At 66.0% G+C, this 18,332-nt stretch carries 17 protein-coding genes and 1 pseudogene; 16 read left to right on the top strand and 2 right to left on the bottom strand.

Features of this window, described 5'->3' with window-relative positions:
* The 5 genes from DM995_RS13215 to DM995_RS13195 all read left to right on the top strand — a co-directional run.
* A partial coding sequence (locus DM995_RS13215; protein ID WP_116969719.1) for an SDR family NAD(P)-dependent oxidoreductase occupies positions 1-588 on the top strand: 588 nt, incomplete at its 5' end.
* A 12-nt stretch (positions 589-600) separates the two neighbouring features.
* Complete coding sequence (locus tag DM995_RS13210) at positions 601-1,350, top strand: ThuA domain-containing protein (protein ID WP_198669361.1); 750 nt, start codon at positions 601-603, stop codon at positions 1,348-1,350.
* A gap of 2 nt (positions 1,351-1,352) precedes the next feature.
* Complete coding sequence (locus DM995_RS13205) at positions 1,353-2,561, top strand: acyl-CoA dehydrogenase family protein (RefSeq protein ID WP_116969718.1); 1,209 nt, start codon at positions 1,353-1,355, stop codon at positions 2,559-2,561.
* Positions 2,562-2,716: 155 nt separating this feature from the next.
* On the top strand, positions 2,717-3,628 hold the full coding sequence (locus tag DM995_RS13200) for an SDR family oxidoreductase (protein WP_116969717.1): 912 nt from the start codon (positions 2,717-2,719) through the stop codon (positions 3,626-3,628).
* 128 nt (positions 3,629-3,756) lie between these two features.
* A complete protein-coding gene (locus tag DM995_RS13195; RefSeq protein WP_232824381.1) occupies positions 3,757-4,668 on the top strand; it encodes a helix-turn-helix transcriptional regulator in 912 nt (303 codons plus the stop codon).
* On the opposite strand, the pseudogene DM995_RS22380 reads toward DM995_RS13195, so the two are convergent.
* A pseudogene (locus DM995_RS22380) lies at positions 4,640-4,876 on the bottom strand (VOC family protein); the annotation flags it as partial. The gene DM995_RS13195 and the pseudogene DM995_RS22380 overlap by 29 nt on opposite strands.
* A 199-nt stretch (positions 4,877-5,075) precedes the next feature.
* Here DM995_RS22380 and DM995_RS13185 point away from each other — a divergent pair.
* The 9 genes from DM995_RS13185 (at position 5,076) to DM995_RS13145 (ending at position 13,519) form a co-directional block, all read left to right on the top strand.
* Positions 5,076-6,293, top strand: a complete 1,218-nt coding sequence (locus DM995_RS13185) for an aromatic ring-hydroxylating oxygenase subunit alpha (protein ID WP_116969715.1) — start codon at positions 5,076-5,078, stop codon at positions 6,291-6,293.
* A gap of 157 nt (positions 6,294-6,450) precedes the next feature.
* Positions 6,451-7,836, top strand: coding sequence for an aromatic ring-hydroxylating oxygenase subunit alpha (locus DM995_RS13180; protein ID WP_116969714.1), 1,386 nt, complete (start codon positions 6,451-6,453; stop codon positions 7,834-7,836).
* A gap of 122 nt (positions 7,837-7,958) precedes the next feature.
* Complete coding sequence (locus DM995_RS13175) at positions 7,959-8,369, top strand: YybH family protein (protein ID WP_116969713.1); 411 nt, start codon at positions 7,959-7,961, stop codon at positions 8,367-8,369.
* Positions 8,366-8,719 (top strand): putative quinol monooxygenase, encoded by a 354-nt coding sequence (locus DM995_RS13170; RefSeq protein ID WP_116969712.1) that lies wholly within the window; start codon positions 8,366-8,368, stop codon positions 8,717-8,719. The genes DM995_RS13175 and DM995_RS13170 overlap by 4 nt, the downstream gene beginning before the upstream one ends.
* Positions 8,716-9,501, top strand: coding sequence for an SDR family oxidoreductase (locus DM995_RS13165; RefSeq protein WP_116969711.1), 786 nt, complete (start codon positions 8,716-8,718; stop codon positions 9,499-9,501). The genes DM995_RS13170 and DM995_RS13165 overlap by 4 nt, the downstream gene beginning before the upstream one ends.
* A gap of 109 nt (positions 9,502-9,610) precedes the next feature.
* The gene (locus tag DM995_RS13160) at positions 9,611-11,089 is read left to right on the top strand and encodes a phytoene desaturase (protein ID WP_116969710.1); all 1,479 of its coding nucleotides are present in this window, start codon (positions 9,611-9,613) and stop codon (positions 11,087-11,089) included.
* A gap of 227 nt (positions 11,090-11,316) precedes the next feature.
* A complete protein-coding gene (locus tag DM995_RS13155; RefSeq protein ID WP_116969709.1) occupies positions 11,317-11,691 on the top strand; it encodes a GFA family protein in 375 nt (124 codons plus the stop codon).
* A gap of 194 nt (positions 11,692-11,885) precedes the next feature.
* Positions 11,886-12,479 (top strand): LOG family protein, encoded by a 594-nt coding sequence (locus DM995_RS13150; RefSeq protein WP_116969708.1) that lies wholly within the window; start codon positions 11,886-11,888, stop codon positions 12,477-12,479.
* 110 nt (positions 12,480-12,589) lie between these two features.
* Positions 12,590-13,519, top strand: a complete 930-nt coding sequence (locus DM995_RS13145; RefSeq protein ID WP_116969707.1) for a phytoene/squalene synthase family protein — start codon at positions 12,590-12,592, stop codon at positions 13,517-13,519.
* On the opposite strand, the gene DM995_RS13140 is transcribed toward DM995_RS13145, so the two are convergent.
* A complete protein-coding gene (locus tag DM995_RS13140) occupies positions 13,520-13,957 on the bottom strand; it encodes a hemerythrin domain-containing protein (RefSeq protein ID WP_116969706.1) in 438 nt (145 codons plus the stop codon).
* Positions 13,958-14,116: 159 nt separating this feature from the next.
* Between DM995_RS13140 and DM995_RS13135 the strand changes: the two genes are divergently transcribed.
* On the top strand, positions 14,117-15,259 hold the full coding sequence (locus DM995_RS13135; RefSeq protein ID WP_116969705.1) for an efflux RND transporter periplasmic adaptor subunit: 1,143 nt from the start codon (positions 14,117-14,119) through the stop codon (positions 15,257-15,259).
* Positions 15,256-18,332: efflux RND transporter permease subunit (locus tag DM995_RS13130; RefSeq protein ID WP_023839702.1), on the top strand; the 3,077-nt coding region annotated here is incomplete at its 3' end. The genes DM995_RS13135 and DM995_RS13130, both read left to right, overlap by 4 nt.

Raw genomic sequence — 18,332 nt, 5'->3', positions numbered from 1 at the left:
CGCGACCTCAAGCAATGGGAAGCGGCGGTGCAGGCCGCGCAGGCGACCTTCGGCAAGCTGACCGATCTGGTCAATGTCGCCGGCATTTCGGAGCCGGGGTCTGCGGTCGATGTCGATCTGGACAGCTGGCAGCGCACCATCGACATCAACCTGAACGGCACGTTCAACGGCTGCCGCGTCGCCATTCCCGCCATCGCGGCGGCGAACGAGCCCGGCGCGATCGTCAATATCGGATCGATGCTGGCGCTGCGCGTCGGATCGGGCTTTGCCGCCTATTGCGCGTCCAAGGCGGCGGTGACCGCGCTCACCAAGACGATCGCGCTCGATTGCGCCGAGAAGGGCCTGCCCATCCGCGCGAACACCGTCCATCCCGGCGCGATCCGCACGCCGATGTTCGAACGCTATCTCGAGGCGCTGCCCGGCACCCATGAAGAGGTCGAGGCCATGTTCGCCGCCAACCATCCGATGGGCCGGGTCGGCGAGGCCCACGAGGTGGTCAATGCGATCGTCTTCCTGCTCTCGGATCAGGCCAGCTTCACCACCGGGGTCGACTTCACCGTCGACGGCGGCGGCCATTTCCGCAGCTGAGGGAGCGACAGGATGGCACAACGGATCGATGCGCATTTCGTCGCGGCAGGCAAATATCACGATATCGACTTCGCGCGGCTCGAGCTGCTCAAGCTGCTCGCCGAACATGACCATATCCGCACCACGGTGGCGCATGACTATCACGGCGTGGGCGAGCGGCTGCCCGCATGCCGCTTCCTCGTCACCTATACCTGCGACCTGATGCCCAGCGAGGCCGAGGCGCAGGCAATCCGGACCTTTCTGCAAGGCGGCGGGCGCTGGCTGGCGCTGCACGGGACGAACTCGATCCTGCGCTTCACCGATGCCGGTGTCGACAGCCCCGAAGAGCGGCCCGACGTGATGGAGATGCTCGGCACGCAGTTCAAGGCGCACCCGCCGATCGGCGCGCCCTTCACCGTCGAGATCGTCGATTCCGGGCATGACGTGACGCGCGGAATCGCGGATTTCGACGTGGTCGACGAGCTCTACCTCATGAAGCAGATGAGCGACATCCGCACGCTCGCGCAGACCCGGTTCGAGGGCGAGGCCACCGGCTTTGTCGATGCCCGGTGGCCCGAGACGATCGTGCCGGTCATCTATACCCGCGCGATCGGCGAGGGTGGGATATTGTACAATACGCTGGGGCATTGCCGCGGGCATCATGACCTTCCGGGCATGCAGGATTTTTACCCGCATCCGGAAAAATGCGCGTGGAATTACCCCGTTTACTACGAATTGTTGCGCCGCGGGATCGCCTGGGCGACCGGAATTGGCGGAATCTGATTATGGACATGGACTTCACTCCCGACGAACTCGACTTCCAGGCCGAGGTGCGCAGCTTCCTCAAATCGCATCTTACCGAGCGGCTGATCGAAGGGGCAAAGCGCACCCCCGGCGTGTTCGTCGAACCCGATATCGGCCTCGAATGGCAGCGCATCCTGCACGAGAAGGGCTGGCTGGCGATATATTGGCCCGAAGCGGATGGCGGGACCGGATGGACCCCGGTGCAGCGCTATATCTTCGAAAAGGAGTGCGCGCTCGCGGGCGCTCCGGCGCTGGCGGTGCTGGGGCTGAAGCTGGTCGGCCCGGTGATCTGCCGCTTCGGCACCCCCGAGCAGAAGGCGCGCTTCCTGCCGCGCATCCTGTCGGCCGAGGATTACTGGTGCCAGGGCTATTCGGAGCCCGGCTCGGGATCGGACCTCGCCAGCCTCAAGACTCGCGCGGTGCTCGAGGGCGATACGTACCGCATCAACGGCTCCAAGATCTGGACGACGCACGCGCATTACGCCAACTGGATGTTCTGCCTCGTCCGCACCGATCCCGATGTCTCGGCGCAGCGCGGCATCACCTTCCTGCTGGTGCCGATGGACCAGCCGGGCGTCACCGTCACCCCCATCGTCACCATGGCGGGCGATCACGAGGTCAACCAGGTGTTCCTCGACGATGCGAAAAGCCATGTCGGCAACCGCATCGGCGAGGAAGGCCAGGGCTGGACCATCGCCAAGTTCCTGCTCGAGAACGAACGCGGCGGATCGTGCTTCGCACCCAAGCTGATCGCCGATATCGACCAGCTCGCGCTCACCGCTGCGAGGGTGCCCAGCGGCACCAACGGCGCGCTGGTCCACGATACCGGGATATCGCGCAGGCTCGCATCGCTGCGGCTGCGCGCGCGCGCCTTCGAGATCAGCGAGCTGCGCATCCTGGCCGAGATTGCCAAGGGCCGCCCGCCGGGGCCGCAGACCTCGCTGGTCAAGCTGGTGTCCGCCAACCTGCGGCAGGAGCTCGACACGCTGGCGATGGAGATTCACGGGCTCGCCGGGTTGCAGCTGCCGGCCGAACGCCCGCTCTATGGCAACGAGGCCCCCGAACCGGTCGGCAGCGTCGAGGCGCAGATGGCGGCCGGCCGCTATCTCAACTCGCGCGCCTGGACGATCTTCGGCGGGTCGGACGAGGTGCAGAAGAACATCATCGCCAAGACCGTGCTGGGGTTGTGAGGCGGCACCCAGGCGTGCCACACTCGCCTTATCCCCTCTGCTCAGCCTGAGCTTGTCGAAGGCCCCGCGCCCACGCCGACCATATAGCGGGGCCTTCGACAGGCTCAGGCTGAGCGGTGTTGGGTGCAGACACAAAACAAACAGGAGAGCCTGGAATGGACATCGCGCAGATCATGTACCGTCCCGGCCTGATGCAGGGCGAGCGCATTCTGGTGACCGGTGGCGGCACGGGGCTGGGCAAGGTGATGGCCGAGGCGTTCCTCTATCTCGGCGCCGAGGTGCATATCTGCGGGCGGCGCGGCGCGGTGGTCGAGGCGACGGCGGACGAACTGATGACCCGGCATGGCGGCACGGTGGGGGCGCATGTCTGCGACATTCGCGACGCCGCGTCGATCGATGCGATGGTGGCCGCGATCTGGTCGCAGCACGGCGCGCTCACGGGCCTGGTCAACAACGCTGCGGGCAATTTCATCAGCCGCACCGAGGACCTCAGCGTCAACGGCTTCAACGCGATCTCGGACATCGTGTTTCGCGGCACCTTCTACATCACGCACAATGTCGGCAAGCGGATGATCGCGGAGAACATCCGCGGCAATTTCCTCGCGATCCTCACCACCTGGGTGTGGAATGGCGGGCCGTACACCGTCCCTTCGGCCATGTCCAAGGCGGGGATCAACGTGATGACACAGAGCCTTGCCACCGAATGGGGCCGGTACGGCCTGCGCTTCAACGCGATCGCGCCGGGCACCTTCCCCACCAAGGGCATGACCGAGCGATTGTCGCCCGGCAATTCGCAGGGGCTGCAGGGCCAGAATGCCGATCGCGGCAATCCGATGGGCCGGGTGGGTGCGATGCACGAGCTGGCGAACCTGGCGGTGCTGCTGATGGCGCGCGGCGCGGACTATATCAACGGCCAGACCATCGCCATCGACGGCGCGGGCTACCAAGCCAATTCGGGCAATTTCTATCAGAGCCTGTCGCGCATGGACGACCAGCAATGGGCGGACATGGCGGCGATGATTCGCGGGGCCAATGCCAAGGACAAGGCCGCGCGGACAACAGGTTAGGGGCTGGTGCGGACCATTTGTCACACTACCCCCAAAAAGCAGCGGCCGACCGCGCAATCCGTAGCGTTCGCTGGCTGACTGACCTAGTCTCGCCTGCAGGAGAGACGGATCGACTCAAGGGGAACACCATGATCGAGACAGATGCCACATTCAGCCCGGCCAAGTTCAGCGAGAATGCCGAGGGCCGCAACAGCCCGTTCAACACGCTGGCCCAGCGCGTCACCATCCGCCGGGTCGAGGATATTCGCGACGCCGCGCTGGCGCTGAACGAAATGGCGCAGACGCGCGGGTTTCGGGTCGCGGCGTGCGACGACATCTCGTCCAAGGAACCGATGGTCGATGCCGATGGCGCGATCATCAACGGCGAGATCTTCGGCTGGATGGCCGATGGCGAACGCTGGTGGGAGGATACGCGGCTGGCGCTCAACTCGCCGCTGCCGCGCGCCTGCCGCTACGAGAGCGAGCCCTTCTGGTGCAACGAGACCGGCATGTACGGCCGCTGGCGCAACGAATATCTAGAGGCGATGGACCTCTCCGATTTCCGCAAGCGCTCGCTGGTCCATGCCGCGATCGTCGTGCCGGTGCACCTGCCGTTCGGCCAGATCTCGGCGGTCAGCTTCACCCCGGTGGACCGGTCGCTGACCGACCTGTCCGAACTGTTCGAAAAGCATGTCGATCTGATGGCGTCGATGACCCGCCGCTTCATCGCGGGCTATGTGATGGTGATGCGCACCAAAAGGCGGATGCCGGCGGACTGCATGCTCTCCAAGCGCGAGGTCGAATGCCTGCGCTGGGCGGCGATCGGCAAGACCGACAAGGAGATCAGCATGATCCTCGATCGCAGCCACGCGACCATCCGCTATCACATCCACCGCGCGGGCGAGAAGCTCGACGCGGTCAACCGCAGCCAGACGATCTTCAAGGCCGGGCAGCTGAATCGGCATAGATCACGGCGCCGTCCGCACCCACCCTGCCCTCGACCAGCACCAGCCCGCCGTGCGATTCGACCGCGCTGCGCGCCGATGCGATATCGTCGGTGAGCAGGCAGACATGGTGCATCGCCTGCCCGCCCGGCCAGTAATCGCCGCAATAGATCGAGGGCGCGTCATTGTCCTGGCGGATCAGTTCGATCTGCACATCGCCCCATTGCGCGAGCGCGATGGTGAACATGCAGTCGGACGGCGCGCCCATGAAGCGCGCATCCTCGAGCCGGATCCGCTCCATCACGAAGAACGGCCCGACCCCCATCCTTTCCGTCCAGTGGCGGAGCGCGGCGTCGAAATCGTCCGGCACGAAGGCAATCTGCATCGGCTTGCCGATCGCGGCGATGGTGGCGGCGGTTTCTGCAGGCATGGCGCTCCTCCCCTCCCTAAACCAATAGTGTCCTAGGCCTTCCCTCTTCTGGCATGGTGCCCGCAATTGCCATTGTCCAATTTGGGAGGCCCCGATGGCCGAACGCGATCCTTCCGACAGCCTGACCCCGGACTGGGCGGCGTCGCGCAAGCTGCGCGCGCGCGACATCCGCCGCAAGATCGTCGCAAATGTCGCGAACAGGACCACCGACATGGCCGACGGACCGCTGCCGCTGCACAAGTCAATCTATACGGGCGAAGCGCGGTTCGAAGCCGAGCGCGAGCACCTGTTCCTGGGCCAGCCGCTGGTCGCAGGGCTCTCCGGCGACATTCCCGAACCCGGCGACTATCTGGTGTTCGATGCCGCCGGCCCTTCGATCCTGGTGATTCGCGGCAAGGACGGCGTGGTGCGCGCCTTTCGCAACCTGTGCACGCATCGCGGCGCCAAGCTGGTCGAGCAGGCCGAGCCGTTCACCGGCAAGGCCAGCCGCATTTCCTGCCCGTTCCATGCCTGGACCTTCGACAATCTGGGCCGGCTGGTCGGCCAGCCGGGCAAGCCGGGCTTTGCCAATTGCGCAATCGGCGCGCGCGACCTGCTCGAGCTGCCGTGCAGCGAATATCTCGGCCTCATCTTCGTGCGCGCGTCCGAGGGCGAGCCGATCGATGCGGCGGCGCATCTGGGCGATTTCGCCGACCAGCTCGCGCTGATCGAACTGACCCGCGCGGTGCCGGTGAAAAAGGGCATCCTTACCGCCGATTCGAACTGGAAGTTCGCGCTCGACACATATGGCGAGGGCTATCATTTCGCCGCGCTGCACGCCTCGACCATCGGCCAGACGCATTATAACGACATTTCGGTGCTCGAACGCTTCGGCCGCCACCACCGCATCAGCTTTCCCGACAAGACCATCGGCGATCTGGTCGGCAAGGACGAGGCGGAATGGCCCGATACCGAATATGGCGGGGTGCATTATCTCTTCCCGAATACCGTGATCTTCTTCGGCGCGGTGACGCCCGGCGTCTATTTCACCCAGGTGTTCCGCCTGTTCCCCGATGGCGTCGGCAGGACGCGCTGCCAGTTCGCGGTCTATGCGCCGTTCGGGATCATCGATGAGGAATATCGCGGCGTGTGCGAGATGGCCTACGATGCCACCGCCACCGTGGTGCAGACCGAGGATTATCGCGTCGCGAGCCACGGCTATGCGAACCTCATGACCGCACCGGCGGATTTCCACGTCGTGCTGGGCGCGAACGAGAGCGCGCCGCAGGCGGTGCACCAGCATATAGCCGAGGCGATCGGGATGCCTTTGTAGCGCACCCCCGGAGCCCACATCCGTTTGTGCCATCACAATCTCCGTTTGTCCCGAGCGAAGTCGAGGGACGTGATCGGAAACGGTGGTGCAAGGTCCCTCGACACGCTCGGGACAAACGGATGGGGGCTTGAAGTAGAAAGATATTGAGGAGAGCAAAATGGAAGACGCGAGCCGGACCTACCCCGCCGATCGCTGCCCCGCGATCACGGTCGACGAGATTCTCGATCTCGACAGCCGCGAGGTGCCGCCCGAGGTGCGCGGCGACAGCTGGCGCGATCTGGGCACCGAGCCGGTCACCGCGGAGCGCTATACCAGCGCCGCGTTCTTCGAGGCCGAGAAGAAGCACATGTGGCCGAACGTGTGGCAGATGGCCGCGCGCGAGGACGAGCTGCTGCAACCCGGCGATTATGTCGTCTACAACAATGTCGGGCGCTCCTATCTGATCGTCCGGCAGGATGACGGGTCGGTCAAGGCGTTCCACAATGTCTGCCTGCACCGCGGCCGCAAGCTGCGTACCGAAAGCGGGTCGGCGGACGATTTTACCTGCCCGTTCCACGGCTTTGCCTGGAAGACCGATGGCGGCCTCAAGCACATCCCGTGCGAATGGGATTTCCAGCACCTCAAGGACCGCGACATGAGCCTGCCCGAGCTGCGCGTCGAGCGCTGGCAGGGGTTCATCTTCGTCACCGAAAGCGCGACGCAGGTGAGCTTGCGCGACTATATGGGCGCGGAGGTCTACGACCGGTTCGCCCGCTGGCGGCTCGACGAATGCTATACCGCGCTCTGGGTCGGCAAAGTGATCAACGCCAACTGGAAGGCGGTGTCCGAGGCGTTCATGGAGGCGTGGCACTCGATCGTCACGCACCCGCAGATCCTGCCCTATACCGGGGACGCCAATACCCGCTATTCGATGTGGGGCGACCATGCCAACCTCGCGCTGACCCCGTTCGGCCTGCCCAGCCCGCATCTGGCGGCGGACAACCTGTCCGAAGACGATATCATCGCCGCGTTCAGCCGCACCTCGGGCCGCTCGGCCTCGCTCGAGGGGCGCAAGCTCGAGCAAGGCGAGACCGCGCGCAAGGCGATGGCCGAGATCAACCGCGCCAATTTCCTCGACGCTTTGGGCTATGACAGTGCGGGCATATCCGACAGCGAGATGCTCGACGCGTTCACCTACAATATCTTCCCCAATCTTTCGCCCTGGGGCGGGTTCGTGCCCAATATCGTCTATCGCTGGCGGCCCTGGCCCGACCAGAACGCGACGCTGATGGAGGTGCGCCTGCTGGGCCGCAAGCCGAGGGACGGCGCGATGCCCGAAGCGGCGGAAATGCGTTTCCTCACCCCGGATGAGCCCTGGGCCACCGTCACCGAATGGGGCGCGCTGGGCGAGGTCTTCGACCAGGACATGGAGAACCTGCCCTATGTGCAGGAGGGCCTGATCGCCTCGGCCAACAACCGCGTCGAGCTGGGCCGCTATCAGGAGGGGCGCATCCGGCAGTTCCACCAGACGATGGACAAGTATCTGGCGGGGCAATTGCCTTGAGCGATGGTGCTGGCCCCTTGAACCCGCCACCTCACTCCGTTTGTCCCGAGCGAAGTCGAGGGACGTATTCGGAAAGGGTGGTGAAAGGTCCCTCGACACGCTCGGGACAAACGGAGGTTTGAATGGCGTTCCAAGGTCCGCCAGAAGACCAGATCGCGATCCGTGCGCTGATCGACAGCTATACCGACGCAGTGTTCCGCCGCGATGCGCAGGCCTGGGGCGCGACCTGGGCCGAGGATGCGCTGTGGAACCTTGCCGGCACCGAGGTGCGCGGGCGCGACGCGATCGTCGGGCTGTGGACCCAGGCGATGGCGGGCTTTCCGTTCGTCGCCTTTTTCGCGCAGATCGGGAGCCTCGCGGTCGAAGGCGATCGCGCCACGGGCCGGGTCTATACGCACGAATATCTCGAGCTCGCCGACGGGTCGGTCAGCCGCCCGATCGGCCAGTATCTCGACGTTTACACCCGCACCGGCGACGGCTGGCGCTTTGCCGAGCGGCATTTCAGCATCCTCAAGGAGACCCAGGGCCAATGAGCATCGTGATTGCAGGCGAAGTCGATTTCCCTCCCGAGAACCGCGATGCCGCGCTGGCCGGGGCCAAGGCGCTGATCGACATGGCGCTCGCCGAACCGGGCTGCCGCCATTATGCCTGGAGCGCCGATCCGCACGATCCGGGCCGGGTGCATGTGTTCGAGGAATGGGACAGCGCCGACGAACTGCAGGCGCATCTCGAGGGCGAGGCCTATCGCGGGATGCTGGGGCATCTCTCGCAATTCACCATCCTGAATGCCGATACGCGCAAATACCGGTTCGACCTGAAAGAGCCGGTCTATGGCCCCGATGGCGTCGCCACCGCGCGCTTCCTGAGTGGAGCCGCGGCATGACCGACCTTGGGGGCAAGATCGCGATCGTTATCGGCGCCGCCGGCGATCACAATATGGGCCAGGTGATCGCGCGGGCGCTCGCCGCTGCCGGTGCGAAGGTGATCGTCTCGGGTCGCAAGCGCGAGCCTGCGAGCGAAATCGGCGGCGAGGCGGTGACCTGCGACCTCACGCGCCGCGCCGATGTCGATGCGCTGTTCGATGGCGCCGCCGCCCGCCACGGCCAGGTCGACATCGCGATCAACGCCACCGGCTGGGGGCTGATGAAGCCCTGGGCCGATGTCACCGACGAGGATCTGGCGACAATGGTCGCGCTGCAGTTCACCGGCGTGCACCATATGCTGAACGCCTGTCTGCGTGCCATGACGGGCGGCGGGTCGGTGATCCAGATCTCGTCGGCCACCACGCAATGCCTGATCCACGATCACGCCGCCTATATCGGCACCAAGGCGGGGTCGGAGGCCCTGATCCGCTGCTTTGCCAACCAGTACGGGCCGCTGGGCATCCGCGCCAATGTGGTCTCGCCGGGGCTGACCGCGACACCGATGGCGGCTGCCGCGGTGGCGACGCCGGGGCTCGAGGCGGCGTTCGCGAGGGAATATCCCTTGGGCCGCATCGGCACCGCGGACGATATCGCGCATGCGGTGCTGTGGCTGTGCGACGACCGCAGTTTCGTGACGGGGCAGAACATCCAGGCCAATGGCGGCCTCACGCTCAGGCGCAATCCCCGGCCCGAGGAAATCGCCGCCTCGGTGGGCGCGGCGATGGCGGCGCAGGCTCAGTAAGGCGGTTTTGCCCCGAGCGCGCGCATCTGCTGGCACAATGCAAACGTAACGCTATAGTGCCGCACAATCTGCCCGCGCATTCGGGTCGCAATCAGGGGCCTAGAACCTAGTGAAAAAAGCTGCAGTTATCGGGTCCGGTTTCGGCGGGCTGGCGCTCGCCATCCGCCTGCAATCCGCCGGAATCGCCACCACCGTCATCGAGAGCCGCGACAAGCCCGGCGGCCGTGCCTATTATTGGGAAAAGGACGGCTTCACCTTCGACGCCGGTCCGACCGTCATCACCGATCCGCCGTGCCTCGAGGAGCTCTGGGCGCTGACCGGGCACCATATCAGCGAGGATGTCGACCTCGTCCCCGTCATGCCCTTCTACCGGCTGAACTGGCCCGACGGCACCAATTTCGACTATTCGAACGACGAGGCCAGCCTGCGCGCCGAGATCGCCAAGCTGAACCCCGAGGATGTCGCGGGCTATGACCGCTTCCTGGACTATAGCGCGGGCGTGCACGACGAGGGCTATCTCAAGCTCGGCCACAAGGCGTTTCTCGATTTTGCCAGCATGATCAAGGCCGCGCCGGCCCTCATGAAATATCAGGCCTGGCGCTCGGTCTATTCGATCGTCTCCTCGTTCGTGAAGAACGAGAAGCTGCGCGAGGCGCTGTCGTTCCACACGCTGCTGGTCGGCGGCAATCCGATGAAGACCAGCTCGATCTATGCGCTCATCCACAAGCTGGAAAAGGACGGCGGCGTCTGGTTCGCCAAGGGCGGCACCAACCGGCTGATCGCCGGGATGGTCAGGCATTTCGAACGGATCGGCGGCACGCTGCGCCTCAATGATCCGGTGACCGAGATCGAGACCATGGGCGACAAGGTCACCGGCGTGGTGACGAAGAGCGGCTGGCGCGAGGGCTTCGATGCGGTCGCCAGCAATGCCGACATCATGCACAGCTATCGCGATCTGCTCGGCAAGTCGGGGCGCGGCAAGCGCGCGGCGGCGAGCCTCAAGCGCAAGCGCTTCTCGCCCTCGCTGTTCGTTGCGCATTTCGGGATCAAGGGCGACTGGCCCGGCATTCCGCACCACATGATCCTGTTCGGGCCGCGCTACAAGGGCCTGCTCGACGACATCTACGACCATGGCGTGCTGGCCAAGGACTTCTCGCTCTATCTGCACCACCCGACCGTCACCGACCCCTCGATGGCGCCGCCGGGGCACAGCACCTTCTATGTGCTGTCGCCGGTGCCGCATCAGGGCAAGCTGCCGATCGACTGGAAGGAAATGGGCCCGATCTACGAGAAGCGCATTCTCGACGAGATCGGCCACCGGCTGATCCCCGACATTCACGAGCGGATCGTCACCAGTTTCCACTATACGCCGCAGGATTTCAGCACCGATCTCAACGCGCATCTGGGCAGCGCCTTCAGCCTCGAGCCGCTGCTGACCCAGAGCGCGTTCTTCCGCACGCACAACCGCGACGATGCGATCCCCAATCTCTATTTCGTCGGCGCGGGCACGCATCCGGGCGCTGGAATTCCGGGCGTGGTCGGCAGCGCCAAGGCGACCGCTTCGCTGATGCTCGAGGACATGCTCTGACACTATGAATCCTCCCCGAGTCTGTCTCGGGGAGGATTTCATGCGGGCCATCGCTAACCACGTCCGCTCAGCCTGAGCCTGTCGAAGGCCCCGCGCCCTGCGGCAGCATTTGCTTTTGCCTTAAACGAGGCTGACGGGCTATATCCGGCAACCGACATCACGGGGCCTTCGACAAGCTCAGGCTGAGCGGGTCCGGGTGCGCCCGATTGCAGATACGGAGCCCTTTCATGCACACCGGATCATGCCTGTGCGGTGCGATCACCTTCACCGTTTCCGCTCCGCTCAAGGGGCCCGACGCCTGCCATTGCGGCCAGTGCCGCAAGCAATCGGGCCATTACTGGGCCTCGACCGACGTCAAGCGCAGCGACCTCAGCATCACCGGCGAGGAGCATCTGCGCTGGTACCAGTCCAGCCCCAAGGTGCGGCGCGGCTTTTGCGACACCTGCGGCAGCTTCCTGTTCTGGGACCCGCCGCACCGCGATTCGATGGCCGTGGCGATGGGCGCGTTCGATACGCCGACCGACACGCATCTGCACGTCCACATCTTCACCGCAGACAAGGGCGATTATTACGATATCGCCGACGGCCTGCCGCAGGAATGAGCGCCTGAGCGAGAAGCGCCGGTCCCCTGCGCAGGCAGGGGCCCATCTCCTGACGGTTGCGCCAGACGCCGGAGCACGAGATGGGCTCCCGCCTTCGCGGGAGACCGGAAAAACGGACAGGCCACGGTCATTCGGCTTTTCGGCGAGGACGAGGGCGGCTAAGCGGTCACGCAACACCCCAATCAGGAATCACCATGACCGCTCCGTTCAAGCGTCTGGCCGTCTATTGCGGCTCCGCCACCCCTTCCGACCCCGTCTATATCGAAACCGCGCGCATGGTTGGCGCGACCCTGGCCAATCGGGGGATCGGCGTGGTCTATGGCGGCGGGCGGCTCGGGCTGATGGGCGCGACCGCCGATGCCGCGCTGGAACAGGGCGGCGAGGTGATCGGCATCATTCCCGAAGCCCTGGTCCGGCCCGAAGTGGCGCATCAGGGCTGCACCGAGCTGCATGTTGTCCCCGGCATGCACGCGCGCAAGCAGGCGTTCACCGACCTGTCCGACGGCTTCATCGTGCTGCCCGGCGGGGTCGGCACGATGGACGAACTGTGGGAGGCGATCAGCTGGTCGCAGCTCGGCTATCACGACAAGCCGGTCGGTCTGCTCAACGTCAACGGCTTTTACGACCAGCTCATCGCCTTCAACCGCCACATGATCGAGGTCGGCTTCATCCGCCCGCAGCACGCGAACATCCTGATCGTCGACGACACGCTCGACGGATTGCTCGCCAAGATGGCGGCGTACGAGCCGCACCAGTCGATCTTCTCGATGACGACGGATGATCTCTAAGCGAACCGCAGAATCCGGTTCCCCCGCGAAGGCGGGGGCCCATCTCCTGCGGTCGCATCCAGCACAGCGGTCAGGAGATGGGCCCCTGCCTGCGCAGGGGACCGACGCCCATGGATAGAGCCGCCATCGTCTCCCATGCGCGCGACTCGATCGCGCGCGGCTCGAAATCCTTCGCGCTGGCCTCGAAGCTGTTCGATCCGCTGACGCGCGAGCGCGCCTGGCTGCTTTATGCCTGGTGCCGCAAGTGCGACGATCTCGCCGACGGGCAGGACATGGGCCATGGCATGAGCGCGGTCGCCGATGCGAAGGACCGCGTCGCCTATATCCGCGAACAGACCGACCGGGCGCTCAGCGGGCAACCGGTGGACGATCCCGCCTTTGCCGCGCTCGCGCTGGTCGCTGCCGAATGTCGCCTGCCCCGCGCGATCATCTTCGACGTGATCCAGGGCTTTGCGCTCGATGCCGATGACTGGCACCCGCGCACCGAGCGCGACCTGTACCAATATTGCTATCATGTCGCCGGCGCGGTGGGGCTGCTGATGGCGATCGTGATGGGCGTCGATCCGCACGACGAGGAGACGCTCGACCGCGCCTGCGATCTCGGCCTCGCCTTCCAGCTCGCCAATATCGCGCGCGACCTGTCCGAGGACGATTCGGTCGGCCGCTGCTATCTGCCGGTCGAATGGCTGGCCGAGATGGACATCCCGCCCGGCCAGCACATGAAGCCTTGGCTGCGTCCGCAGCTGGTGCCGCTGGCCAAGCGGTTGGCCGACCGGTCGGAGGCGCACGAGGCCTCGGCGCGGGTGGGCGCGGCGCGACTGCCCTTCCGCGCGCGCTGGGCGGTGCTGGCGGCGGCGGGAATCTATGGCGATATCGCGCGCGAGGTGCGCCGCCGGGGCGCGCAGGCCTGGGACCACAGGGTGATCACCACGCGCGGGCAGAAGATCGGCTGGGTCGCGCGCAGCCTGGTCCAGGCGATGCGGTCACCGGCCCCGGTCGGTCGCGAGGGCCTGTGGACGCGGCCGCGCGCGGAACGCTGATCAGGCGGCGCGCGCCGTCCGCAGGCGCTCGGCCATCGGATAGATTTCGGCATGTTCGCGCTCGATCCGTTCGGCCAGCGCCGCGAACACATGCGCCGATTCGGCGCGAAAGCGATCGGCGTCGGCGAGCAGCACATCGGCACGCTTCCATCGATCGACGAAATCGAGAAACGCATCGGCCAGGCCGCCCATTTCCTGCCAATAGCGTTCTGCGGTGCGTGCGACCTCGGCGTCGCTGGCATTGCGCAGCGCGGGGTAGAGAATCTCGTCCTCGAGTGCCAGGTGGATCCGCAAGATGCCCGTGAGCCGCGCCATCATCAGCGTGATCTCGACCGCGGCGGGCCGGTCAGCAATCTGCACCGATCGCGCCTGGATATCCTGCACGATGGCCAGACACGCTTCATGCTGCGACTGCAATTGACCAATACGCCAGTTCATGCCCGTGCGTCCTCCCCGAACCGATCAGCGATCGGCCCAAGTGTCTGGGACTAAACCAGTTTAGTTAAGGCCCGCCTAATCCCGCCATCCTCGGCGAAAATGCCGGTCGAGGTCAGTTCTGCGCTTGCCAGAAAAACTGGTTGCAGATAGAAACCCAATATGCGTTTCGTCACCGCTCGCCCCCCGGGGGCTTTCACCCTGTCGCTGCTCACCGGCGCTTGCCTGGTGCTGTCCGCCTGTTCGGGAGGCAAGGAAGAGGCGGCGCCGGCCGCGGCCGACAAGGTCTACCCGGTCGATATCGCGCTGGTCCGGCCCGCGAGCGGCTCGGCGATCATAACGGCGGCGGGCACGGTGCGCTATCGCTACGAGACGCCGCTCGGCTTCACCACGGCGGGCAAGATCGCCAGCATCCGCTTTCAGGAGGGCGATCGCGTCATGCCGGGCGCGCTGATCGCCGCGCTCGATGCGACCCAGGTCGGCGCCAATCTGGAAAGCGCGCGCGCCGAACAGCAGCGCGCGCAGGCCGAGCTCGGCCGGTTCCAGCAGCTGTTCGAAAAGGGCTGGGTGACGCGCGCCCAGCTCGAACGCGCCGAGGCGACCGCGCGCGCCGCGACCGCCCAGGTCAGCACCGCAGGCTTTGCCAGCGGCACGTCGCGCATCCTCGCGCCTTCGGGTGGCATCATCCTCGCGCGCACCGCAGAGCCCGGCCAGGTCGTCGCGGCCGGCACGCAGATCGTCGTGCTGGGCGAGACCAGCGGCGGCATGGTGCTGCGCGCACCGATGATCGACAGCGATATCGCGCGCCTTTCCCCCGGCATGCCGGTGACGGTCCGGCTGTCAGCGGTGCCCGGTGGCGAGATCGAGGGCGTGATCAGCGAGATCGACGCGCGCGCACCCGGCTGGTCTTCGGATCGAGAAGATACACAAAGCCTTCGTCCGGCGATCGGGCCAGATCGGCACGGCAGAGTTCCGCGTCGCCGCCGCGCCCGATGCCACCGGGCTCGCGGTACCCGCCAGTGCAGTGTTCAACGTGCGCGCGGACGAAGGCTTTGTGTATCTTCTCGATCCGAAGACCAGCCGGGTGCGCGCGCGCGCGGTGCAGATCGGCCGGATCGACGACAGGGAGCTGATCGTCACCGGCGGTCTCAAGCCGGGCGACCGCATCGTGCGCTCGGGCCTTGTGCTGCTGACCGATGGCGCGAAGGTGAAGCCGCTCGCCAGCCGTCAGCCGAGCCGCACCACCGCCGCTGCGGCCCCCGCCGCCGCCGCGCGGTGACGCCGCCAGGGCACGCCGCGCGATGAACCTTGCCGCCTTCACCATCGCCCGCTGGCAGCTCAGCCTGGTGGCGTTCCTGCTGCTCGCGGCGCTCGGCCTCACCTCGCTGCTGACCATTCCGCGCTCGGTCGATCCGCATTTCCCGATCCCCGTGGTCACGGTGATCATCGCATTGCCCGGCGCGGATGCGGCGGATATCGAGCAGACCATCGCCAAGCCGGTGGAAGAGGTGCTGCGCGGCATCGACGATATCGACGAGATCCGCGCGGGGATTACCGACGGCTTCGTCACCGTCACCGCCGAGTTCGACTGGGACGGCGATCCCGACCAGTATTTCAACGATGTCGTGCGCGAGGTGAGCGCGATCCGCAGCCAGCTGCCCGAAGGCATTACCGAGCTGCGCTATCGCAAGGCGCGCACCACCGAGGCGGCGGTGCTGCAGCTGGCGATGGTCAGCAAGACCGCGAGCTGGCGTCGGATGCAGAAATATTCGGAGGATATCCGCGATACCTTCGTGCGCTATCCCGGCGTGCGCAACACCGTGATCGACGGCCTGCCACAGCCCGAGGTGCAGGTGGCGATCGACAGCCGCCGGCTTGCCGAGCTGGGCCTGGCCCCGTCCGCGATCGCCGATGCGCTGCGGCGCGGCGGCGCGGAGCTTCCGCCCGGCGCGGTGGACAGCGCAGGGCGGCGCTTCAATGTCGAGGCAGGCGGCGCCTATCGCGATCTCGATACCATCGCCAACCTGCCGATCCGCGCGGGCAACGGCACGCTGATGCGCGTGCGTGACGTCGCCGATGTCCGCTGGGGCAATGCCGAGCAGCTCTATATCACCCGCTTCAACGGCGAACGCGCGATCTTCCTGTCGATCCTGCAGAAGGACGGGTTCGACGTCATCCGCCTCAAGGCCTCGCTGGAAGAAGAACTCAAGCGGCAGCAGGCCAATTTCCCGCCCGATATCCGGCTGGAACAGATTTTCGACCAGAGCCGCGATATCGAGCACCGGTTGAGCGAGCTCACCCGCGACTTCTCGATCGCCTTGGGGCTGGTCATCATCACATTGCTGCCGCTGGGCTGGCGCGCCTCGGTGATCGTGATGATCTCGATCCCGCTGTCGCTCGCCTCGGGCCTGCTCGCGATCAGCGTGATGGGCTATAATCTCAGCCAGCTGGCAGTTGCGGGGTTCATCGTCGCGCTCGGGCTGCTGGTGGACGATTCGATCGTGGTCACCGAGAATATCGCGCGGCACCTGCGCATGGGCAAGCGGCGCTCGATCGCCGCGATCGACGCGACGCGCGAGATCACGCCCGCGGTGCTCGGCTCGACCGGGGTGCTGATCTTCGCCTTCACGCCGCTGCTCTTCCTGCCCGAGGGCGCGGGCAAGTTCACCCAGTCGTTCATCTACACGATCATCTTCACCGTGTTCGCCTCGCTGGTGATCTCGCTGACGATCATCCCCTTCCTCGCCAGCCGCATTCTCTCGCGCGACGAGGACCCGGAGGGCAATGCCATCCTCAAATGGCTGACGCACCAGATCGAGCGGCTCTATCGCCCGATCCTGCACGGCGCGCTCGACAAGCCCAAGCGCACCTTCTGGGCCTCGATGGCGCTGACGCTGTCGGCCTTTGCGCTGATCCCGGTGCTCGGCTTCAGCCTGTTCCCCTATGCCGATACCAGCTATTTCCGCGTCACCATCGATGCCGAACAGGGCAGCAGCGTCGCCACCACCGATGCGCTGGTGCGCAAGGTCGAGGCGGTGCTGGCGAAGGAACCCGATATCAAGGTGCGCGCGGCCAATACCGGCAGTTCGAACCCGCAGGTCTTCTACAATGTCTTCGCGCTCGATCAGCGGCCCAATTTCGGCGAGGTGTTCGCGGTCATGGATCGCTGGCACCCCGATCGCAGCCCGCAGATGGTCCAGCGCATCCGCGACCGGCTCGAGCAGATCCCGGGCGCGCGCTTCAATGTCGAGCTGTTCCAGAACGGCGCGCCGATCGCCTCGCCCGTGGCGCTGCGCATCACCGGCGAGAATCTCGACACGCTGCGCGACCTGGCCGCCAGGGTGGAGAAGATCCTGCGCTCGACGCCCGGCGCGCGCGACGTGATCAACCCGGTCGCGACCGACGGCATCGATCTCGATGTCGGCATCGACGATGCCAAGGCCGCCCTGCTCAACATCGCACCGGGCGAGCCGCGCCGCGCGATCCGGCTGGCATTGTCGGGCGAGAATGCGGGTACGTTCCGCGATCCCGAAGGCGACAGCTACCGCGTCACCGTGCGCCTGCCGCTCGATACCACCCAGCCGATCTCGGCGCTCGACAAGGTCTATGTCGCCAGCCGCACCGGCGATGCCATTCCGCTCTCACAGATCAGCACCCCCAGGCTGGAAAGCGTGCCGCCGCAGATTCAGCGCTTCCAGCTCGAACGATCGGTCACCGTCACCGCCAACGCGCAGCCCGGCGCGCTGCCCTCGCGGATCAGCCAGCAGGCGATGGACGAGGTGGGCAAGATCAGATTGCCGCCGGGCTATCGCGTCTCCGCCGGCGGCGAGGCCGAGGCGATCGCCACCGTGTTCGGTGGCCTCGGGCCGATCATCCTGATCGCATTGTTCGGCATATTCGCGGTCCTCGTCGCCGAATTCGGCCGCTTCCGCGAGACGATCGTGGTCGCGGGCGTGATCCCCCTGGGCACATTCGGCGGCTTTGTCGCGCTGTTCGTGACCGGTTCGTCGCTCAGCTATATGGCGATCATCGGCTTCGTCGCGCTGGTCGGGATCGAGATCAAGAATTCGATCCTGCTGGTCGATTTCACCACCCAGCTGCGCCGCGAGGGCATGGAATTGCGCACGGCGATCGAACGCGCCGGCGAGGTGCGCTTCCTGCCGGTGCTGCTGACCTCGGTCACCGCGATCGGCGGGCTTCTGCCGCTCGCCTTGTTCGGCGGGTCGCTCTACGCGCCGCTCGCCAGCGTGATCATCGGCGGGCTGATCTCGTCCACGCTGCTCTCGCGCATCGTTACCCCGGTCATGTATCTGCTGATCGCGCGTGGTGGGGAGAAGGACGCCGAGGCCAAGGCCCCGCCGGTGCTGCCGGTCGAAGG

It is taken from the genome of Blastomonas sp. UPD001, from assembly GCF_003426715.1.
In the GTDB taxonomy this organism is placed as follows: Bacteria; Pseudomonadota; Alphaproteobacteria; order Sphingomonadales; family Sphingomonadaceae; genus Blastomonas.
This window is presented reverse-complemented; position numbering and strand designations above follow the sequence as displayed.

Coding starts and splice junctions, on each gene's coding strand:
- DM995_RS13185 (WP_116969715.1), top strand. CDS start 5,076: ATGGCCGAACGCGATCCTTCCGACAGCCTGACCCCGGACTGGGCGGCG.
- DM995_RS13140 (WP_116969706.1), bottom strand. CDS start 13,957: ATGAACTGGCGTATTGGTCAATTGCAGTCGCAGCATGAAGCGTGTCTG.
- DM995_RS13150 (WP_116969708.1), top strand. CDS start 11,886: ATGACCGCTCCGTTCAAGCGTCTGGCCGTCTATTGCGGCTCCGCCACC.
- DM995_RS13175 (WP_116969713.1), top strand. CDS start 7,959: ATGGCGTTCCAAGGTCCGCCAGAAGACCAGATCGCGATCCGTGCGCTG.
- DM995_RS13205 (WP_116969718.1), top strand. CDS start 1,353: ATGGACATGGACTTCACTCCCGACGAACTCGACTTCCAGGCCGAGGTG.
- DM995_RS13210 (WP_198669361.1), top strand. CDS start 601: ATGGCACAACGGATCGATGCGCATTTCGTCGCGGCAGGCAAATATCAC.
- DM995_RS13170 (WP_116969712.1), top strand. CDS start 8,366: ATGAGCATCGTGATTGCAGGCGAAGTCGATTTCCCTCCCGAGAACCGC.
- DM995_RS13200 (WP_116969717.1), top strand. CDS start 2,717: ATGGACATCGCGCAGATCATGTACCGTCCCGGCCTGATGCAGGGCGAG.
- DM995_RS13180 (WP_116969714.1), top strand. CDS start 6,451: ATGGAAGACGCGAGCCGGACCTACCCCGCCGATCGCTGCCCCGCGATC.
- DM995_RS13195 (WP_232824381.1), top strand. CDS start 3,757: ATGATCGAGACAGATGCCACATTCAGCCCGGCCAAGTTCAGCGAGAAT.
- DM995_RS13135 (WP_116969705.1), top strand. CDS start 14,117: ATGCGTTTCGTCACCGCTCGCCCCCCGGGGGCTTTCACCCTGTCGCTG.
- DM995_RS13145 (WP_116969707.1), top strand. CDS start 12,590: ATGGATAGAGCCGCCATCGTCTCCCATGCGCGCGACTCGATCGCGCGC.
- DM995_RS13165 (WP_116969711.1), top strand. CDS start 8,716: ATGACCGACCTTGGGGGCAAGATCGCGATCGTTATCGGCGCCGCCGGC.
- DM995_RS13155 (WP_116969709.1), top strand. CDS start 11,317: ATGCACACCGGATCATGCCTGTGCGGTGCGATCACCTTCACCGTTTCC.